We start from the raw sequence: 18084 nt of genomic DNA on the forward strand, positions 1-18084 counted from the left end.
TTAACAAATCCCAAATCCCAAATCCCACAAAAGGGATGTGCAATTCAAAACTTTGGTGTTTAAATTACGACGGGTCTACTAAGAAAAGTGGCTGGTCGAACTCTACTGGAGAAGCATCGTCCACTAAAATTTTCACGATTTTTCCAGAAACTTCACTTTCTATCTCATTAAAGAGTTTCATCGCTTCAATAACACATAGAACATCCCCGGTGTTTATGGTAGAGCCTACTTCAACAAACATAGGTTTGTCTGGTGCCGGCTTACGATAGAAAGTTCCGATGATGGGTGACTTTACCGTAATGTATTTTGAATCTTCCGATGCAGCTGGTGTGGCCGGAGCTGCTGGTGCTGCGTCTGCAGGTGCCGCAGCTGGTGCTGGTGCTGCCGCAGGAGCTGCTGCTACAGCAGGTACTTGCTGGATGTATGTGGTTTCACCCTTTCCTCCAGCTTCACCTGTACGTATGGTAATTTTCACATCTTCCATCTCTAGTTTTACTTCGCTGGCTCCAGATTTTGCCACGAACTTAATCAAGCTTTGTATTTCTTTTAACTCCATGTTGGTTAATTTTAATCGTTATTATTAGGAATTATACGCCCAGGTTAAATATATAGATCCCCAGGTAAATCCGCCTCCAAAGGATGCGAACACTAATTTATCTCCTTTTTTAAGTTGTTTTTCGTAGTCCACCAAGCATAATGGCAGTGTTGCCGAAGTGGTGTTTCCATATTTGTGTATGTTTTTCATCACCTTCTCACTGGGAAGGTTCATTCTTTTTGCGGTTGCGTCAATAATTCTCAAATTGGCTTGATGTGGTACCAGCCAGTTTACATCATCATCGGTAAGATTATTACGCTCCATGATTTTGGCACTTACATCTGCCATATTGGAAACAGCAAATTTAAAAACCGTTTTTCCATCTTGGAATACATAGTGTTGCTTGTTTGCCACTGTTTCCGCAGAGGGAGGAAGCAACGATCCACCAGCATCTATCTTTAGGCTTTGTCTCCCTATCCCATCGGTCCGTAAGAATTCGTCTTGCAAGCCATAGCCTTCGGTATTGGGTTCGAATAGCACGGCACCTCCGCCATCACCAAAAATGATGCAGGTAGCCCTATCTTCATAATCAATAATAGAGGACATTTTGTCTGCGCCCAAAAGAAGTATTTTTTTATAGCGGCCAGATTCGATATATTTTGCTGCGGTGGACATCCCAAAAAGAAAGCTGGAACATGCCGCAACAAGGTCAAAAGAAAAAGCGTTTACGGCTCCAATCTGGGTGGCTACGTAAACGCCTGTGGCTGCGACGGGCATATCTGGCGTGGCTGTTGCCATAATGACCATGTCTATATCTTCTGGGTTTGTATTGCTTTTTTTCAGCAAATCTTTTGCGGCTTCAATGGCCAGAAAGGATGTGCCTTTGTCTTTGTCTTTTAAAATTCTACGTTCTTTAATACCTGTCCTGGTGGTGATCCACTCGTCATTGGTATCCACCATGGTTTCCAGGATTTGGTTGGTGAGTACGTAGTCTGGCACATAGCCTCCTACAGCTGTGATTGCTGCTGATATTTTGCTCATAGAGTTATCTTACTTTCACGCAAAAAGACCAATAAGGTCCTTAAAAGTTGTGAAAATTACTAAAAAAACATCAAAATAAGATGGTAAACAGCTTTTTTTGAATAAAAATAACAGGTAACAAAAAAACTCTCACAAGGGGGTGTGAGAGTTAGTGTATGCTATAAATGGTTGTGTTTAAGCCTCTACCTCTTCAGTAGCGTCAATCACAACTTGACCGCGGTAATATAATTTACCTTCGTGCCAGTGTGCTCTGTGGAACAAGTGAGTTTCCCCAGTTGTTGGATCCTGTGCTAATGTTGGCTTTACCGCTTTGTAATGAGTTCTTCTTTTATCTCTTCTGGTTTTTGAGATTTTTCTTTTAGGATGTGCCATTACTTATATTATTTATCCGTTAATAGTTTTTTTAATTCGTCCCATCTTGGGTCTACTTGGTCGCCCTCTTCAACTTTTTCTTTAGGCTGCTTTGGGCTCAATTCTTCAAGTTTATCGAGTATGTCGCTTTCCAATGTTCCATCCTCTACCCCTGGATGTATCAACCTTGTGGGTAGCGAAAGTACAATAGATTCGTAAACGTATTGCTGAATGTTCACCTCGTGGCTTCCGTGCGGGATTATCAAAAGGTCTTCGTTTTCATCGTTGTACTCGTCTCCAAATTTTACGACGAAGTGATAGTTTCCTGAAATTTCCTGGTCGAAAGGTTCGTTGGTGATGTCACATTGGACGTTCACGGTACCTTTAAAATTCAATGTGAACTCTAAAAGTGTTGTTTTTTTGTCCAACAATACGTCAAGTTTAATGTCTGTCCCATTAAACTCTTCATACTCAAAATGCTCAAAGAACGTATTTGTAATCTCAAAATGAAACGGGTGTTTACCTAATTTCAGCCCTATAAAAGGGATGGTAAAATCTTTCAATTCTTTCATATCCACGCCTGTTATCATTCCCCACCTTCGTCAAAAGGCGGGTGCAAAGATAAAAAATTATTTCAATTGCGCCGCCCTTGTACTATTTCTTTTTTGAAAAAGGTTTTCGCTTATTTGTTTGCAGGGGGTTCTCTGAAATCTCCTCATATTCATTGCGTTTCTGAAAGATGTCTATCGCCGTATACACTGCCTGTTTAAAACTTTCGTGATCCGCAACGCCTTTTCCTGCCACGTCGAATGCAGTCCCATGGTCTGGCGAGGTACGAACCTTGGACAATCCTGCGGTAAAATTAACGCCCGTACCAAAGGCGAGTGTTTTAAAAGGGATCAATCCTTGGTCATGGTAGGAGGCAATAATAACATCAAAATTCTTGTAGTTTGAGGAGCCAAAGAAGCTGTCTGCCGCATAGGGACCAAATACCAACTTCCCGTTATTGCGCAAATTGGTAAGGGTTGGTATTAACACCTCATCGTCTTCTTTTCCTATAACCCCATTATCTCCAATGTGGGGGTTTATTCCCAAAACGGCTATTTTTGGTCTTGGGATTCCGAAATCCTGAATAAGTGTTTTATGTATGGTGTTGATTTTCTTTTCAATAAGCTCTCTGGTAATGGTTGCCGAAATATCCTTAACCGCAACATGGTCGGTTAAAAGCCCCACACGCAGATTGTTGGAAACCATGAGCATTAAACTCTCGCCCTCCAACTCCCTCGCAAGATAGTCTGTATGGCCAGGAAAGTTAAAACTTTCGGACTGTACGTTACTTTTATTGATGGGCGCGGTTACCAGAACGTCTATCTGTCCTTCTTTTAAAGCCTGCACCGAAGCCTCCAATGATTTAATAGCATAGGCCCCAATATGTTTTTCCTCTTTCCCAAAGTTAATGTCTACTTGTTCTTTCCACACATTGAATACATTTACTTTTTTGTGTGCGATTTTGTCCAGACTATCAATCCCATACACAGGCACGTCCAGCGAAAATGTCTTTTTGAAGAACGACATCAGTTTTACCGAAGCAAAGATCACTGGGGTGCAAAATTCCAGCATTCGTGCATCCTGAAACGTCTTTAACACAGTTTCACTACCTATACCATTTAGGTCCCCTATAGAAATACCTACTATAATTTTATCGCTTTTGCCCATCTTGAGATTGTAATCGTTGTATTTTTGTGGTACAAATGTAACCAATTGCAACTATGTTTACAGGAATTATAGAAACCCTTGGCAAAATTACCTCCCTACAACCTGAGGAGGATAATCTCCACATCAGCATAGAGGCTGATATTGCAAATGAGCTAAAGATCGATCAAAGTGTAGCACATAACGGGGTGTGCCTAACTGTAGTTGCAATAAATGGTAATACCTACACCGTGACAGCAATAAAGGAAACAATGGAGAAAACTAATCTTGGCCACTGGAGAGTTGGCGATCTTGTTAATTTAGAGCGCGCCATGAAACTTGGCGCTAGGCTTGACGGCCATATAGTTCAGGGGCACGTAGATGAAGTTGGGGAATGTGTTGCTATATCTGAAGCTGGCGGAAGTTGGTACTTTACATTTTCCTATGGGAGGCACAACAAAAATGTTACTATTGAAAAAGGCTCCATCACGATTAACGGCGTGAGTTTGACTGTGGTAGATTCGAAAGAATTTGAATTTAGCGTAGCAATTATCCCCTATACCTACGAGCACACAAATTTTTCAACTTTTGAGATAGGCACAAAAGTAAACCTAGAGTTTGATGTAATTGGAAAATACGTAAAGCGCCTTATTGGGCTTTCTGGATAGCTTTATGTCTTTTGTAAGCTACATAGACACCTAAAATAATCGCTAAGGCCACTAAAATATAGATATTCTCGTCAATAGGTAATTCTGGGCCGGGGGTTCTTTGTGAAGTAGGTGGGGGTGGTTCGTTGATCGTCTGTAGGGACGCTCCGAAAACACTGGTACTAGCAATAAAGCATAGCACGTAGGGGAATATTTTTACGATTTGGGGTCGCATATTTAGGGTCTAAATGTAATGAAATTTTTGAAACAGACAATACTTTTCAACATTATTGAAAAGTTATTAACCGCTTCCTTTTCTTTTTAACTCCTAATTTCAAAAAAAATTGTGGTCCCACCTGGGCTCACTTCAACAGGCTCAGCATAAACTTCTCACCCAAGTTTTAAAGATTAATAATCTTATGTAAACGGTTTTCGGTTTAAAATTTCAGCTTGTCAAAAAAATGTGGTCCCACTTGGGCTCGAACCAAGGACCACCTGATTATGAGTCAGGTGCTCTAACCAACTGAGCTATGGGACCGGTTTTAAAGATTTTAGGGTTGCCTCAACCTTTAAAATAGTTTGCAAAGATAATAACTTTATGAGTTTTGCAAACTTTTTGGCGCAAATATTAGCTGAAATCCTTTATTCAACAATATCTTGACATAGCTCCACCAACACACCGTTGCTGCTTTTGGGATGCAAGAATGCGACCAACTTGTTGTCTGCGCCTCTTTTAGGTTCTTGGTTTAGCAAAACAAAACCCTCTTTTTCAAGTCGTTTCATTTCAGTTTCGATATTATCTACGGAAAAAGCAACGTGATGGATTCCCTCTCCACGTTTTTCAATAAACTTGGCAATGGGGCTATCTGGGTTTGTAGCTTCCAGCAATTCCACCTTGCTCTCCCCACATTTAAAAAATGACGTGTTTACACCCTCACTGGTAACACCTTCGGTTTTATAGGGCTGATATCCCAAGAGTTTAGTATAAATCTCATTGGCGGCTTTAAGGTCTTTTACCGCAATTCCTAAGTGCTCTATCTTGTTCATGGCTTTAATACTAAGTGTATTTCAAAAATAACAAATCTTATTGTGCTATTTTTGTACTATGGAAGAAAGTAACAGACAGAAAAAAATAGCAGGTGTACTGCAAAGCGATATTGCCCAAGTGCTACAGGAACTATTACGTGAAGCGGGACAGACGGGAATTATCGTGGCCGTATCCAAAGTGAGCGTGACTACAGATCTTTCTATCGCAAAGGTGTATGTAAGTATATTCCCTTCAGAAAAAGCCGCATCGCTACTGGAAGAAATAAAAAAGACAACACCTCAGATAAAGCACCAGATTGCACAACGTACCAAAAACCAGTTGCGCAAAATGCCAGACCTCCTCTTTTTCAATGACGACTCGCTGGACTATATCGAAGGTATAGAAAAAGCCGTAAAGGGGACAGATAACCCTATTGAAAACCCAGAACTGCTCGCTAAAAGAAAAAAGAAATAACTTGAAATTCCCGCTCTACATCGCAAAGCGGTATTTGTTTTCAAAAAGCAGCAGCAATGCTATAAACATTATAACCATTATTGCGGCAATAGGCATCGTGGTGGGGGCTATGGCACTCTTTATAGTACTCTCGGGATTTTCCGGACTCAAGGATTTCAGCCTTCAGTTTACAAATGTGTTTGATAGCGACATGCTCGTAATCCCAGAAAAGGGAAAAACCATCACTTTTCCTGAAGCCACCGAAAACCAACTCCAAAAAATTGAAGGAATTGAAGCATTTTCGAAAGTAATCGAGGAGCGTGTCTTTATACGTTTTGAGGGGAAAAATCATATTGCCTATATCAAAGGGGTAGACACAAACTACGGCAAAGTAACCGTTACAGATAGTATTATGTTCATAGGCCGCTGGTTTCAAGAGCGCCAGCAAGAAGCGGTAATTGGATATAATATTGCGCACAAACTATCCTTGGGCACTATGGATTTTAGCAGTCTCCCCGAGGTTTTTGTGCCCAAGCCCGGTACGGGACAAATTTTGAACACAGACCTAGCAAATGCTTTCACCAAGCGTGATTTTATAGCATCAGGAATTTATGATGTAAATGAAGACGTTAACGGAAAATACATTTTTACCGATCTTGGTTTTGCGCGGGATCTCCTCCAACTGGACAGCACCAAAGTAACGGCCATCGCGATAAAACTGAGGCCAGAGGTTTCAGAAAAGGAAGTGCGTACACAACTTGCTGAAATTTTTACTGCCGAAAACGTGGTGATAAAGAACAGGATCCAGCAAAACGACGCCCTCTACAAAATGCTGAATACCGAACAGGTTGCCGTGTACCTTATTTTTACGCTGGTACTTATCATTGCACTTTTTAACGTCATTGGCTCCATTATTATGATGATATTGGACAAACGAAAGAATATTAAGACCCTCTACAATCTAGGGGCTACTATAAAAGAAATACGGCGTATTTTCTTTTTACAGGGAGCCTTGATGACGGTTCTGGGGGGAATATTGGGGATTGTTCTAGGCGTACTTATAGTCTGGGCGCAGTTACAGTTTAAGTTAGTGTACATCACGGCCTCGCTCCCCTATCCCGTTAAATTAAATGTACTGAATGTAGTGGTTGTTTTTGTGACCATAACACTGTTGGGGCTTATCGCTTCGAAGATCGCAGCTAGCAGGGTTCGCAAAAGGTTGCTTAGCTGATTCAATGGCTAAACTCAAAATCGCCAAACTTTTCCAGCACCTCATCAAAAGCGGCAAACACATCCTTACTGTCGTCGCTGGTCACCATCTTCATGCGATACTCCTTAAAATGAGGGATGCCCCTAAAGTAGTTGGTATAATGGCGGCGGGTTTCAAAAACACCCAGTTTTTCGCCTTTCCAGTCAATGGACATTTGTAGGTGACGACGAGCAGCTTCCACCCTTTCTTGCATAGTGGGCGGTGCGCAATGGGTTCCTGTCTTAATGTAGTGTTTTACTTCTTTAAAAAACCAGGGGTAACCTATGCTGGCACGCCCAATCATGGCCCCATCCAAGCCATATTTGTCGCGCATCTCAACCGCACGTTCTGGAGTATTTACATCGCCATTTCCAAAAACCGGGATGTGCATCCTAGGGTTGTTCTTCACTTCGGCAATGGGTTTCCAGTCGGCATCGCCCTTGTACATTTGGGCCCGTGTACGGCCGTGGATGGCAATGGCCTTGCAGCCTACATCCTGCAAACGCTCGGCAACCTCAACAATTTTTATGCTGTCGTGGTCCCAGCCCAAACGGGTCTTTACGGTCACGGGTAATTTGGTATGCTCGACCATGGCCTTGGTCAAAGAAACCATGAGGTCAATATCTTTTAGGATTCCTGCTCCAGCACCTTTGCTCACCACTTTTTTTACGGGACAACCAAAGTTGATATCGATAATGTTGGGGCCACTGGCTTCCACGATTTCAACACTTTTCAGCATTGAGTCAAGGTTTGCGCCAAAAATCTGAATTCCAACAGGGCGTTCCTTTTCGTAAATGTCCAACTTCATCACGCTCTTGGCGGCATCCCGAATCAACCCTTCCGAAGAGATAAATTCGGTATATACCACGTCGGCTCCCTGCTCTTTGCAGAGCGCACGAAAGGGCGGGTCGCTCACATCTTCCATGGGAGCGAGCAACAGCGGAAATTCGCCTACGTCTATGTTTCCTATTTTTGCCACACTTCGGCTCCGCTCAGCAAGCGGAGAGTTTATAATTACATTAATATAAAGTGCAAAAATAATCAATATGTTAGTATTGTAGCTTTCAGGGAGCAAAAACTAGCTTTTTAAAGTATATTTGCGTACTTTTTAAGCAAGCTCTTAAAAAGCTAAGAAACTAATTGGATTGCTGAAATTTCAGCAGAAAATATATAGCACCTAAGATTCTTAGAGTTTATTTTGAATCGTTGGCACTAAAAATATTACCCGCAGCAATATATTGAGCGGAGTCGAAATATGAAGAACATCCGAAACTTTTGCATCATTGCACATATCGACCACGGGAAAAGTACCTTGGCAGACAGATTGTTGAGCGCTACGGGATCTGTTACGGCGCGTGAGGAACAAGCGCAGCTGTTGGACAACATGGATTTGGAGCGTGAACGTGGTATTACCATTAAGAGCCACGCCATACAAATGGAATACACCTATAAAGGTGAAAACTATATCCTGAATTTAATAGACACGCCTGGCCACGTAGATTTTAGCTACGAAGTATCCCGAAGTATAGCCGCCTGTGAAGGGGCGCTACTGGTTGTTGATGCCGCCCAGAGTATCCAGGCACAAACCATTTCAAATTTATATCTAGCATTGGAGAATGATCTGGAAATCATCCCAGTTCTCAATAAGATAGATTTACCTTCTGCAAATCCTGAAGAAGTAACCGACGATATCGTGGATCTCCTGGGCTGTGACGCCGAAGAGATAATCCCTGCCAGTGCCAAAACAGGTCTGGGAATTGACGATATCCTGGCTGCCATTATTGAGAGAGTGCCAGCCCCTAAGGGCAATGCAGACGAAAGTTTACAAGCGTTGATATTCGATTCGGTTTATAACCCTTTCCGTGGTGTTGAAACCTATTTTAGGGTGTTGAACGGCGAAATAAGAAAAGGACAGCACATAAAATTCATGGCAACGGGCAAAACCTATTATGCCGATGAAGTTGGGACACTCAAGTTGAAACAGCTTCCAAAACAAGTTATTAAAACTGGTGATGTGGGGTACCTGATTACCGGGATTAAAGAAGCTGTTGAAGTAAAAGTGGGAGACACCATTACCGATGCCAAAAACCCAACTACCAATATGATTGAAGGGTTCGAGGACGTAAAACCTATGGTTTTTGCAGGAATCTATCCCGTAGATACCGAAGATTACGAAGAGCTTCGAGCCTCGATGGAAAAGCTACAGTTGAACGATGCTTCCCTGGTGTTCCAGCCCGAGAGCTCGGCAGCATTGGGCTTTGGGTTCCGTTGTGGGTTTTTGGGAATGCTACATTTGGAGATTATCCAGGAACGCTTGGAGCGTGAATTTGACATGACGGTGATAACCACCGTGCCCAACGTTTCCTACCACGCCTATACCAACAGGGAGCCGGACGAAGTTATCTTGGTGAACAACCCTAGCGACCTTCCTGAACCTTCTACCCTTAACCGTGTGGAAGAACCTTTTATAAAAGCTACTATTATCACCAAGTCTGACTTTGTAGGTCCCGTGATGTCGCTTTGTATTGAAAAACGAGGCCAGATCACAAACCAGACCTACTTGACCACAGAAAGGGTTGAATTGTCCTTCGACATGCCACTGGCCGAAATAGTCTTCGATTTTTATGACCGGCTAAAAACCGTTTCAAAGGGTTATGCCTCTTTTGACTATGCGCCCATTGGAATGCGCGAGTCCAAATTGGTAAAAGTGGATGTGCTGTTGAATGGAAATACGGTAGATGCGCTCTCGGCATTATTGCACCAAGACAATGCATACGACATTGGGAAGAAAATGTGTGAGAAACTACGCCAGCTCATCCCGCGCCAACAGTTTGATATTCCTATACAGGCAGCCATTGGAGCCAAGATTATTGCCCGTGAGACGGTAAAGGCCCTGCGTAAAGACGTAACCGCCAAATGTTACGGGGGTGATATCTCACGTAAACGTAAACTGCTGGAAAAGCAGAAAAAAGGTAAAAAACGTATGCGCGCTGTGGGTAATGTTGAAATTCCGCAGGAAGCGTTTATGGCGGTGTTGAAATTGAACGACTAGTTTCGGTACAATTTTTAATTTTGAACCATGGCTTTCAAATTAAAAAACCAATCAGCTACCTTGGTTCATGAGCTCCATGTCAATATTAACTAAAAACTAATTTGAAATTTGGAACTTACCCCGCTTATCCTCCACAGGAGGCCCCAGCCTCAACAAGTCCATCTAGGTATATTTCGTAATTAGTACCCGTATCTTCACCGTTTACCGATGCATTACCATTGGGCTCACGGCACAATTGGAACTCTGGGGTCTGGTCGCTACTGCAAAACTGGCATGTGCGCTCATCATCGTCGCCACAAGACAATAAGAGCATTGCACTACATATAAGTAAGGGTATTTGGAATTGTTTCATGGAAAGAAGTTTCAGTAGGTAAACGCTTGCCCTTTCGGTTTTATTTTAAACGTTTTGGTTTTCGGCGGTGGGTAACTTTCCATCTTCGTTGGTGGCAATTACAACATCTTCAAAATCTATAGGTTTTCCAAGATAGGCAATGGCACTTCCTTTTTCTATGTCAAATTCGGTAAGGGTGTCTATAAGCTCTAGGTTGCCGTTGGAGTTCTTTATAAACAATGGGATGGCATCATCGTTGTCCCTAATGGTCTCCAATACTTTCAAGAACCTTGTGTGGTCGTCCACTTCAATTTCTTGTATGGAAGGATAATCGCGAGCTACTTCGGTAAAGCGTATATAATCGTGTGTGTTGCTGAAAACGTCCTCTTTGTTCGATTCATCATTATTGAGCAGCTCTTCCGAGGTCATCAACCTAAAGGTTCCATTTTCGCCAAATTGTTTCCCAAAACGGTTCATGGCCTGACGGTTGATCTCGTCATTGCCCGTCATTGCCAAAAGATAACCCACATCGTTCAGTTCAATATTATCGGTAAGATCGTCACTATATATGTTTGCGTTTATAGCATCTATCCCAAGCTCTTTTGCTTTTTGTACGTTGGTTCGGTTAGAGTCTACCAGTACCACGTGGCGGTCGTTCTTCTGTAAATACGAGGCAATCAATCTTGACACTCTTGAACCCCCTACTATCATAACTCCTTCCGATTTTTTGAGGAATACCCCCAAAAGCGATGCAACCATTCTTGCTGTTGTAGCATTAAGCAGTACGGTTACCAAGACCAGCCCAAACACCAGTGGGGTGATATACTCGGCGCCGGGAACGCCCAGTTCAACCAGCTTGGTCCCAAAAAGTGAGGCAATACCTGCCGCCACGATACCGCGCGGACCCACCCAGCTTATAAAAACCTTTTCGTTTGTTTTTAAATTAGAGCCCAGCGTGCTCAAGAAAACCCCAATAGGCCTTATAATAAAAATCACCACTGCAAAAAGAACGGCCGTCTTCCAGTTGTAAATAAGCATAAGGTCGTCTATGCTAATATTTGCCGCAAGTAGTATGAATAAGATAGAAATTAGCAATACGCTTAGGGACTCCTTAAAATACAATAGCTCTTTTAGGTTGGGTAAATCTGTATTTCCCAGATACATCCCCATAACCACTACGGACAAAAGCCCGCTCTCGTGCGCAAAAAGATCGCTCAATACAAAAATTAGTAGCACCAAGGAGAGAGAGGCTACATTCAATAAATAGTGTGGAATTACTTTTCTCTTCACGGCGTGGTACATCGCAAAACCACCGGCAAGACCAAATGCAAACCCAACCACTACGATTTTTCCAAACTCGATTAAAGCGTGCTTGGTATAACTACCCCCACCAGCTTGGCCCTCATGGCTGTTTGCTGCTGCGGACATACTCTCGGTAGCTACCTCTTCCATTCCTACGGGTATGTTCACGCTTATAAAACCGAATACCAAAACCGCAACAAGCGCACCAATGGGATCTATCAATATTCCTTCCCACTTCAGTACTGCCGAGACATCTTTCTTTAGAGGGATGTTTCGGAGAATAGGCGTAATAACCGTAGGTCCCGTTACAATTACCAGGGCCGCAAAAAGAAACGAAATTTTCCAGCTAAGCCCAAAAGCGTAGTGTGCTGCGGCACCTGCGCCAAAAAATGTTATGGCAGAACCCAAACTAATGAGTTTCCCGATAACGCCCCCCACTTTTTTTATCTCACCCAATTTAAGGGTGAGTCCCCCTTCAAAAAGAATGATTCCTATGGCAAGCGACACGAAGTAAAATAGGCTCTCGCCTGGGAAAAAACCTTTTTCGGTGTTCCAGATGGGTTGTATCCACTGGGTGCCGTCTTCAGAGATTAATGTAGAAATGGGCCCTACAAAAAGTCCTATGAGTATGAGTGGCAAGATGGCTGGGATTTTAAATCGCCAGGCGATCCATTGTGCAAAGATTCCTAAAATTATAATTCCGGCTAGTTCTAACATTGAGGTGTTTTGTTTTCGGCTATGAAAATATAAATATAGCAGAACCTGCCGAAATATTTAATAAAACATTAGTAAGAACTGAAAAAGCCATAGCTTCAAAGCATAAACTTCATTGTTTTCAAAGCTGGGATTATATATAGACCCAAGTTAAAATTTATGTGCTTATATTGAAGTTTCAGATCAAATAGTTACACAACAAAATAGTTTTCATTTATGTAATCCGCTTTCAACTTCTTAATAAAACCTTAACGCCAAGACAGTTTCGGCAACCTTTTTGTATTTTGCGTGCGCATGAAAATTTACCCTATAGAGGCTGGAAATTTCAAGTTGGACGGCGGCGCCATGTTTGGTGTTGTACCCAAATCCCTTTGGACCCGAACCAACCCAGCAGACGGCAACAATATGATAGATATTGCCGCCCGCTGCATGCTCATTGAAGATGGCGACAGGCTCATATTGATAGATACCGGAATGGGCAATAAGCAGTCCGAAAAGTTCTTTGGCTACTATTATCGCTGGGGGGATCACAACTTGGACGATTCGCTTAAAAAGGCTGGTTTCCACCGTGATGATGTAACCGATGTTTTTATGACCCATCTCCACTTTGACCATTGTGGTGGCAGTGTACAATGGAACAAAGACCGAACCGGTTACGAACCCGCTTTTAAGAATGCCAAGTTTTGGAGCAACGAAGACCATTGGCAATGGGCCACACAGCCCAACAGGCGCGAAAAGGCTTCATTTTTAAAAGAGAATATCCTTCCCATGCAGGAGAGCGGGCAATTGCATTTTGTTGAAAAGCCTGCTTCAGACTATGCTAAAACCTCAGCGCTCGATTTCGGCATTTTTTTTGCAGATGGGCATACCGATAAGCAAATGATTCCGCACATTCAATACAAAGGAAAAACCCTCGTCTTTATGGCAGATTTGCTGCCAACGGCAGGCCATTTACCGCTTCCCTTCGTGATGGGGTACGACACAAGACCGTTGTTAACACTTCCCGAGAAAGAAAAATTCCTGAATGCGGCGGCAGACAATAACTATTACCTCTGGCTGGAGCACGATGCCCATAACCAGATAATTACAGTAAAACATACTGAAAAAGGCGTCCGTTTGGACCAAACATATACATTTAACGAACTCTTTAATTAAACGAAAAACAAATGAACATTCTTAAATCTTCACTATTGGCTCTCTCTGGAGCGGCTTTGTTGGCAGGTTGCGGAACCTCCGTAGCACCCGTAATATCTACTCCTATAGAAAATATAGACAGTATACCGCTTAAAACTGCGCCCCTAAATGATGTGCAGTACAAAAACTGGGCGGCGGCAGACCTAGTAGCAGATACCATCCCCGGGATGAGTGTTGACAGGGCTTATGACGAAATTATTAAAAATCAAAAAGGCGAAACCGTAATTGTGGGTGTGATAGACAGTGGGATTGACATTGAACACGAGGACCTTACAAATGTAATCTGGACCAACGAGGATGAAATTCCCAACAACGGAAAAGACGATGATAAAAATGGTTATGTAGATGATGTTCACGGTTGGAATTTCCTTGGCAATATTGTTGCCGAAAACATGGAATACGTTCGTATTATCAAAAAATTGAAGCCCAAGTATGAAGGTAAGACCGAAGCTTCCATTAGTGCTGCAGACCGTGCTGAGTTTGATCTCTATAAAAAAGCACTGGCTGAATACGAAAAAGAAAGGCAACAGGCCATGGCACAAGCCACACAATACACTCAAATTTTGGCACAAGTTAAGCCTGCACATAATGCCATGACCCAAAAATTTGGCAAGGAAGATTATACCAAAGAAGATCTGGCCGGGATCTCAAACCCTACACCGCCCGAGCAACAACAAATCGCAATGCTTACCCAAATGCTAAGCTTTGGCGACAGCGTCCCGGCGGTAATGAAAGAACTAAAAGGCGGTATCGAATATTTTGAAGGAAGATTGGACTCACATTTTAACATGGATAAAAATTTCCGTGCAGAAAATCTGGGTGATGATCCTGATGATAACAGCACCAAATATTACGGTAACAATGATGTTGACGGTCCAGACCCTGACGAAGAAGATGCTAGACACGGAACCCACGTAGCGGGAATCATTGCTGGTGAACGCAACAACGAGATTGGTCTAGACGGAGTTGCAAATAATGTAAAGATAATGGTGTTGCGTGCTGTGCCAGATGGCGACGAGTACGACAAGGATATCGCAAACGCTATTCGATACGCTGCAGATAATGGAGCAAAAGTAATCAACACCAGCTTCGGAAAATACTACTCCACGCATCCTGAATGGGTAATGGATGCCATTAAATATGCCGAAAAGAAAGATGTGCTAATTGTGAACGCAGCAGGTAACGAAGGATTGAACCTTGACGAAACCATGGTATATCCCAATGACCAAAACAAAACAGGCCCAGAATATGCAAACAACGTTTTAACCGTAGGCGCCTTGAATTATGACTATGGCGAAGGATTGGTAGCCAATTTCTCAAACTATGGAAAATCAAACGTAGATGTGTTTGCACCAGGTGTGAAAATCTGGTCCACTGTACAAAAAGATAATTACGAATATTTACAAGGAACCTCTATGGCCGCTCCCGCCGTCGCTGGAGTAGCTGCAGTTATCCGTTCTATGTATCCTAAACTTTCAGCATCGCAGGTAAAGCAAGTGATCATGGATAGCGGCTTGGCTTCAAAAAGTAACGTAATCTTAGGTGGCGATGCCTCCAATACCGACAATTTCCAGAATATTTCAAAATCTGGGAAAATGGTAAACTTGTACAACGCCTTGATTATGGCGAGCAAGATGTAGGTCCCTCCATACCTCCCCCACTGGGGGAGGGTATAATTATCTTAAAATCAAATTTTTATGAAAAAAATATTCTTTAATACCTTTTGGGCAGCTTTGCTTGTAGTTTCGGTAACGGCACAGAACAATACGGACTACTGGCAGCAAAAGGTAGACTACACCATGGATATTGATGTGGATGCCGATAAATTTCAGTACAAAGGAAAACAAACCTTAAAGTACACAAACAACTCACCCGATGTTTTGGATCGTGTGTTCTACCATTTGTATTTCAATGCGTTCCAGCCCGGAAGCGAAATGGATGTACGCTCACGTACCATTGCAGATCCGGACGGAAGGGTGAAGGATAGAATTTCTAAGCTATCCCCCGAAGAGATAGGGTACATAAAGCCTACAATGCTAGCCCAAGACGGGAAAAAACTCAATTACGAGGTAGTGGGGACCATCTTGGAGGTTGAACTGAACCAACCTATACAACCGGGCCAGACCACGACCTTCAACATGGAATGGGACGCCCAAGTACCCCTACAGGTTAGAAGAAGCGGCCGCACCAACAAAGAGGGTGTTGCGTTCTCCATGACCCAGTGGTACCCAAAGATGGCAGAATACGATTTTCAGGGCTGGCATGCCGATCCCTACATAGGCCGTGAGTTCCATAGCCCGTGGGGAGATTTTGACGTGACCATTCATATTGATGAGGATTACATTGTTGGAGGAACTGGATATAGCGCCTCCAATGTAAAAGGTGGCAATTACCCAAAAGTGAAAAAAGGAAAGAAGGGCAAAAAAACATGGCAGTTTATTGCACCACGGGTACACGATTTTACTTGGGCAGCAGATCCCGAATACATCCATGACCAGTACGATGGACCTAACGGTGTCACACTCAATTTTTATTACAAGAACAATCCCGACATCCTTGATAACTGGAAAAAACTGCAACCGCTCACTGCAGATTTGCTGAACTATTTTAACGAGAACATAGGCGAATACCCCTACAAACAATACTCCGTGATACAGGGTGGCGATGGCGGTATGGAATATGCCATGAGCACATTGATTACGGGTGAGCGAAAATTCGGAAGTCTTTTTGGTGTAACGGCACACGAGCTGGCACACACATGGTTCCAGTTTTTGCTGGCTACCAACGAAGGAAAGCACGAGTGGATGGACGAAGGATTTACAGTGTATATTTCCTCTCTGGCTGAAAACGAGGTGATGGACGAGAAAAACCCCAACCCAGTCTCTGGAGCGTATCGTGGTTACCAATTTTTGGCCACCAGCGGTACCGAAGAGCCTGCCACCACACACGCAGACCGTTATAACCTAAACCGCTCCTACTCTATCACCGCTTACAGTAAGGGTGCGGTGTTCTTGGCGCAGTTGGGCTATGTCATTGGGAAAGAAAATCTGGATAAGACCATCAAGCAGTATTTCAAGGACTGGGCATTTAAGCACCCAACTCCAAACGATTTTATCCGTGTAGCCGAAAAAGTCTCTGGGTTCGAGCTGGACTGGTACCTTATGGACTTTATGCAAACCACCAAAACCATAGATTATGGTATTAAGGGAATTGAAGCAAATACAAACGGAGGTACAACCGTTACTTTAGAGCGTATCGGCTTTATGCCAATGCCCATAGATTTAAGTGTGACGTATGAGGACGGAAGCCAAGAAACCTTCCATATTCCTTTGCAAATGGCACGCGCCGAAAAGGAAAACCCTTATAGCGATGTACCCTGGACCGTACTGGACGACTGGGCCTGGGCATACCCCACCTATAGTTTTGAAATCCCTTCCGGTAAAAAAGTGCAAAGCATGGTGATAGACGCCAGTATGCTCATGGCCGATGTAAACCGCGAAAACAATAGCTACGGAATAGAGTAGTTTTAGTAAACAAGTAAACCGAAACTGGCCTATCACATAGTACTATGTGATGGGTCTTTTTATATCTTTACCCCGTGGTAAACGCTTTTCCAAAAAAAGAAAAATTAAAGTCCCGAAAGATCATCGGGCAATTGTTCGATGTGGGAAACACTACTTCAAAATATCCTGTAAAGCTATTTTTTCTGAAAATGGAAACCTTTGAAAACCATCAGGCAGCTTTTGCGGTCCCTAAACGAAACTTTAAGAGTGCCGTGACCCGAAACCGCATCAAGCGCCAACTGCGGGAAGCCTACCGTTTGCAAAAATCACGATTGCCCAAAAAAGAAAAAGACCATTACGCTCTGTTGTTCTTATATATTGGAAAGGAAAAAACCAGCTATGGGCAGTTGGAAAAAGCTATGATTACTTTGCTTAATAAATTATAAGATGACCACCCCACAACATATTTCAAAACTCTACAAAGATCTTATCCACGGTGGAAATTACACTGGGGTAAGCTTCAAAAAGGTGCTGGAAGATATTTCTTTAGAGGAAGCTGTTGCAAAAGTGGGATCCTGCAATACCATCGCTACGTTGGTGTACCACATCCAGTACTATTGCAAAGCTGTAATGGGGGTTTTGGAAGGCGGGCCATTGGAAGCACACGATAGCCTGAGTTTTTACCATCCGCCGGTTACTTCTGAAAAGGATTGGGAACAACTAAAAAACGAAACCTGGAAAGAAGCGGCACGTTTTGGAGAACTGGTTGCAAATCTTTCAGAAGAAAAACTCTACGAAAGTTTCATAAAGGAAGCTTACGGAACCTACTATCGAAATATCCACGGCGTCATAGAGCACACCCACTACCATTTGGGACAGATTTCGTTGCTAAAAAAGCTGCTCCGTGAACAAAACCGCTAACACTTCCATTTCCGAAGAAATTTTATACCTTTAAAACATACGGGAACAGCCGTTTTTTCGTTGTATTGTAGT

General features: G+C 42.9%; 19 protein-coding genes and 1 tRNA gene. 9 read left to right on the forward strand and 11 right to left on the reverse strand.

The annotated features are described in order from the left end of the window. Positions 1-64: 64 nt before the first annotated feature. The 5 genes from accB to pdxA form a co-directional block, all read right to left on the reverse strand. Positions 65-556 carry an acetyl-CoA carboxylase biotin carboxyl carrier protein gene (gene accB, locus C8D94_RS01575; RefSeq protein WP_115122154.1) on the reverse strand — a complete coding sequence of 164 codons (492 nt, stop codon included), beginning with the start codon at positions 554-556 and terminating at the stop codon, positions 65-67. A gap of 24 nt (positions 557-580) precedes the next feature. After that, a complete protein-coding gene (locus C8D94_RS01580; RefSeq protein WP_115122155.1) occupies positions 581-1576 on the reverse strand; it encodes a beta-ketoacyl-ACP synthase III in 996 nt (331 codons plus the stop codon). A gap of 174 nt (positions 1577-1750) precedes the next feature. Further along, a complete protein-coding gene (gene rpmF / locus C8D94_RS01585; RefSeq protein WP_115122156.1) occupies positions 1751-1948 on the reverse strand; it encodes a 50S ribosomal protein L32 in 198 nt (65 codons plus the stop codon). 8 nt (positions 1949-1956) lie between these two features. After that, the gene (locus C8D94_RS01590) at positions 1957-2499 is read right to left on the reverse strand and encodes a YceD family protein (protein ID WP_115122984.1); all 543 of its coding nucleotides are present in this window, start codon (positions 2497-2499) and stop codon (positions 1957-1959) included. A gap of 82 nt (positions 2500-2581) precedes the next feature. Continuing rightward, positions 2582-3643: a 4-hydroxythreonine-4-phosphate dehydrogenase PdxA gene (gene pdxA / locus C8D94_RS01595; RefSeq protein WP_115122985.1), complete on the reverse strand. Its 1062-nt coding sequence runs from the start codon at positions 3641-3643 to the stop codon at positions 2582-2584. A 53-nt stretch (positions 3644-3696) separates the two neighbouring features. On the opposite strand from pdxA, the gene C8D94_RS01600 reads away from it, so the two are divergent. After that, a complete protein-coding gene (locus C8D94_RS01600) occupies positions 3697-4287 on the forward strand; it encodes a riboflavin synthase (protein WP_115122157.1) in 591 nt (196 codons plus the stop codon). Here C8D94_RS01600 and C8D94_RS15160 read toward each other — a convergent pair. The 3 genes from C8D94_RS15160 to mce all read right to left on the reverse strand — a co-directional run bounded on the left by C8D94_RS15160 (position 4268) and on the right by mce (position 5313). After that, positions 4268-4501 (reverse strand): hypothetical protein, encoded by a 234-nt coding sequence (locus C8D94_RS15160; protein ID WP_147278477.1) that lies wholly within the window; start codon positions 4499-4501, stop codon positions 4268-4270. The genes C8D94_RS01600 and C8D94_RS15160 overlap by 20 nt on opposite strands. Positions 4502-4730: 229 nt before the next feature. After that, positions 4731-4804: transfer RNA gene (locus C8D94_RS01605), tRNA-Ile, on the reverse strand. A gap of 104 nt (positions 4805-4908) precedes the next feature. Continuing rightward, entirely contained in the window at positions 4909-5313 is a 405-nt protein-coding gene (gene mce, locus C8D94_RS01610; RefSeq protein WP_115122158.1) for a methylmalonyl-CoA epimerase, read from the reverse strand. A 58-nt stretch (positions 5314-5371) separates the two neighbouring features. Here mce and rbfA point away from each other — a divergent pair, with 58 nt between their 5' ends. Continuing rightward, positions 5372-5767: a 30S ribosome-binding factor RbfA gene (rbfA, locus tag C8D94_RS01615; RefSeq protein WP_115122159.1), complete on the forward strand. Its 396-nt coding sequence runs from the start codon at positions 5372-5374 to the stop codon at positions 5765-5767. Position 5768: 1 nt separating this feature from the next. Continuing rightward, positions 5769-6977: an ABC transporter permease gene (locus C8D94_RS01620; protein WP_115122160.1), complete on the forward strand. Its 1209-nt coding sequence runs from the start codon at positions 5769-5771 to the stop codon at positions 6975-6977. A 1-nt stretch (position 6978) separates the two neighbouring features. Here C8D94_RS01620 and dusB read toward each other — a convergent pair whose 3' ends face one another. Beyond that, a complete protein-coding gene (dusB, locus tag C8D94_RS01625; RefSeq protein ID WP_115122986.1) occupies positions 6979-7974 on the reverse strand; it encodes a tRNA dihydrouridine synthase DusB in 996 nt (331 codons plus the stop codon). A gap of 276 nt (positions 7975-8250) precedes the next feature. On the opposite strand from dusB, the gene lepA reads away from it, so the two are divergent. Next, positions 8251-10047 (forward strand): translation elongation factor 4, encoded by a 1797-nt coding sequence (gene lepA, locus C8D94_RS01630; RefSeq protein WP_115122161.1) that lies wholly within the window; start codon positions 8251-8253, stop codon positions 10045-10047. Between the two features lie 124 nt (positions 10048-10171). Here the strand turns inward: lepA and C8D94_RS15165 are convergent, their stop codons facing one another. Both C8D94_RS15165 and C8D94_RS01635 read right to left on the reverse strand, forming a co-directional pair. Continuing rightward, positions 10172-10399, reverse strand: a complete 228-nt coding sequence (locus tag C8D94_RS15165; RefSeq protein WP_147278478.1) for a hypothetical protein — start codon at positions 10397-10399, stop codon at positions 10172-10174. Between the two features lie 45 nt (positions 10400-10444). After that, positions 10445-12397, reverse strand: coding sequence for a cation:proton antiporter (locus C8D94_RS01635; protein ID WP_115122162.1), 1953 nt, complete (start codon positions 12395-12397; stop codon positions 10445-10447). Between the two features lie 291 nt (positions 12398-12688). On the opposite strand from C8D94_RS01635, the gene C8D94_RS01640 reads away from it, so the two are divergent. From C8D94_RS01640 to C8D94_RS01660, 5 genes are all read left to right on the forward strand, one after another. Further along, positions 12689-13549, forward strand: a complete 861-nt coding sequence (locus C8D94_RS01640; protein WP_115122163.1) for an MBL fold metallo-hydrolase — start codon at positions 12689-12691, stop codon at positions 13547-13549. Between the two features lie 11 nt (positions 13550-13560). Continuing rightward, positions 13561-15228, forward strand: coding sequence for a S8 family peptidase (locus C8D94_RS01645; protein WP_115122164.1), 1668 nt, complete (start codon positions 13561-13563; stop codon positions 15226-15228). 57 nt (positions 15229-15285) lie between these two features. Beyond that, on the forward strand, positions 15286-17112 hold the full coding sequence (locus C8D94_RS01650; protein WP_115122165.1) for a M1 family metallopeptidase: 1827 nt from the start codon (positions 15286-15288) through the stop codon (positions 17110-17112). Between the two features lie 74 nt (positions 17113-17186). Beyond that, entirely contained in the window at positions 17187-17537 is a 351-nt protein-coding gene (rnpA, locus tag C8D94_RS01655; protein WP_115122166.1) for a ribonuclease P protein component, read from the forward strand. Between the two features lies 1 nt (position 17538). After that, positions 17539-18012: a DinB family protein gene (locus C8D94_RS01660; RefSeq protein WP_115122167.1), complete on the forward strand. Its 474-nt coding sequence runs from the start codon at positions 17539-17541 to the stop codon at positions 18010-18012. Positions 18013-18084 lie beyond the last annotated feature (72 nt).

The sequence above is a fragment of the Marinirhabdus gelatinilytica genome (assembly GCF_003353425.1).
Lineage (GTDB): Bacteria > Bacteroidota > Bacteroidia > Flavobacteriales > Flavobacteriaceae > Marinirhabdus > Marinirhabdus gelatinilytica.

Excerpts from the sequence above, each read along its gene's own strand:
- accB (WP_115122154.1), bottom strand. The coding sequence starts at position 556 with ATGGAGTTAAAAGAAATACAAAGCTTGATTAAGTTCGTGGCAAAATCT.
- C8D94_RS01580 (WP_115122155.1), bottom strand. The coding sequence starts at position 1,576 with ATGAGCAAAATATCAGCAGCAATCACAGCTGTAGGAGGCTATGTGCCA.
- rpmF (WP_115122156.1), bottom strand. The coding sequence starts at position 1,948 with ATGGCACATCCTAAAAGAAAAATCTCAAAAACCAGAAGAGATAAAAGA.
- C8D94_RS01590 (WP_115122984.1), bottom strand. The coding sequence starts at position 2,499 with ATGAAAGAATTGAAAGATTTTACCATCCCTTTTATAGGGCTGAAATTA.
- pdxA (WP_115122985.1), bottom strand. The coding sequence starts at position 3,643 with ATGGGCAAAAGCGATAAAATTATAGTAGGTATTTCTATAGGGGACCTA.
- C8D94_RS01600 (WP_115122157.1), top strand. The coding sequence starts at position 3,697 with ATGTTTACAGGAATTATAGAAACCCTTGGCAAAATTACCTCCCTACAA.
- C8D94_RS15160 (WP_147278477.1), bottom strand. The coding sequence starts at position 4,501 with ATGCGACCCCAAATCGTAAAAATATTCCCCTACGTGCTATGCTTTATT.
- mce (WP_115122158.1), bottom strand. The coding sequence starts at position 5,313 with ATGAACAAGATAGAGCACTTAGGAATTGCGGTAAAAGACCTTAAAGCC.
- rbfA (WP_115122159.1), top strand. The coding sequence starts at position 5,372 with ATGGAAGAAAGTAACAGACAGAAAAAAATAGCAGGTGTACTGCAAAGC.
- lepA (WP_115122161.1), top strand. The coding sequence starts at position 8,251 with ATGAAGAACATCCGAAACTTTTGCATCATTGCACATATCGACCACGGG.
- C8D94_RS15165 (WP_147278478.1), bottom strand. The coding sequence starts at position 10,399 with ATGAAACAATTCCAAATACCCTTACTTATATGTAGTGCAATGCTCTTA.
- C8D94_RS01635 (WP_115122162.1), bottom strand. The coding sequence starts at position 12,397 with ATGTTAGAACTAGCCGGAATTATAATTTTAGGAATCTTTGCACAATGG.
- C8D94_RS01640 (WP_115122163.1), top strand. The coding sequence starts at position 12,689 with ATGAAAATTTACCCTATAGAGGCTGGAAATTTCAAGTTGGACGGCGGC.
- C8D94_RS01645 (WP_115122164.1), top strand. The coding sequence starts at position 13,561 with ATGAACATTCTTAAATCTTCACTATTGGCTCTCTCTGGAGCGGCTTTG.
- C8D94_RS01650 (WP_115122165.1), top strand. The coding sequence starts at position 15,286 with ATGAAAAAAATATTCTTTAATACCTTTTGGGCAGCTTTGCTTGTAGTT.
- C8D94_RS01660 (WP_115122167.1), top strand. The coding sequence starts at position 17,539 with ATGACCACCCCACAACATATTTCAAAACTCTACAAAGATCTTATCCAC.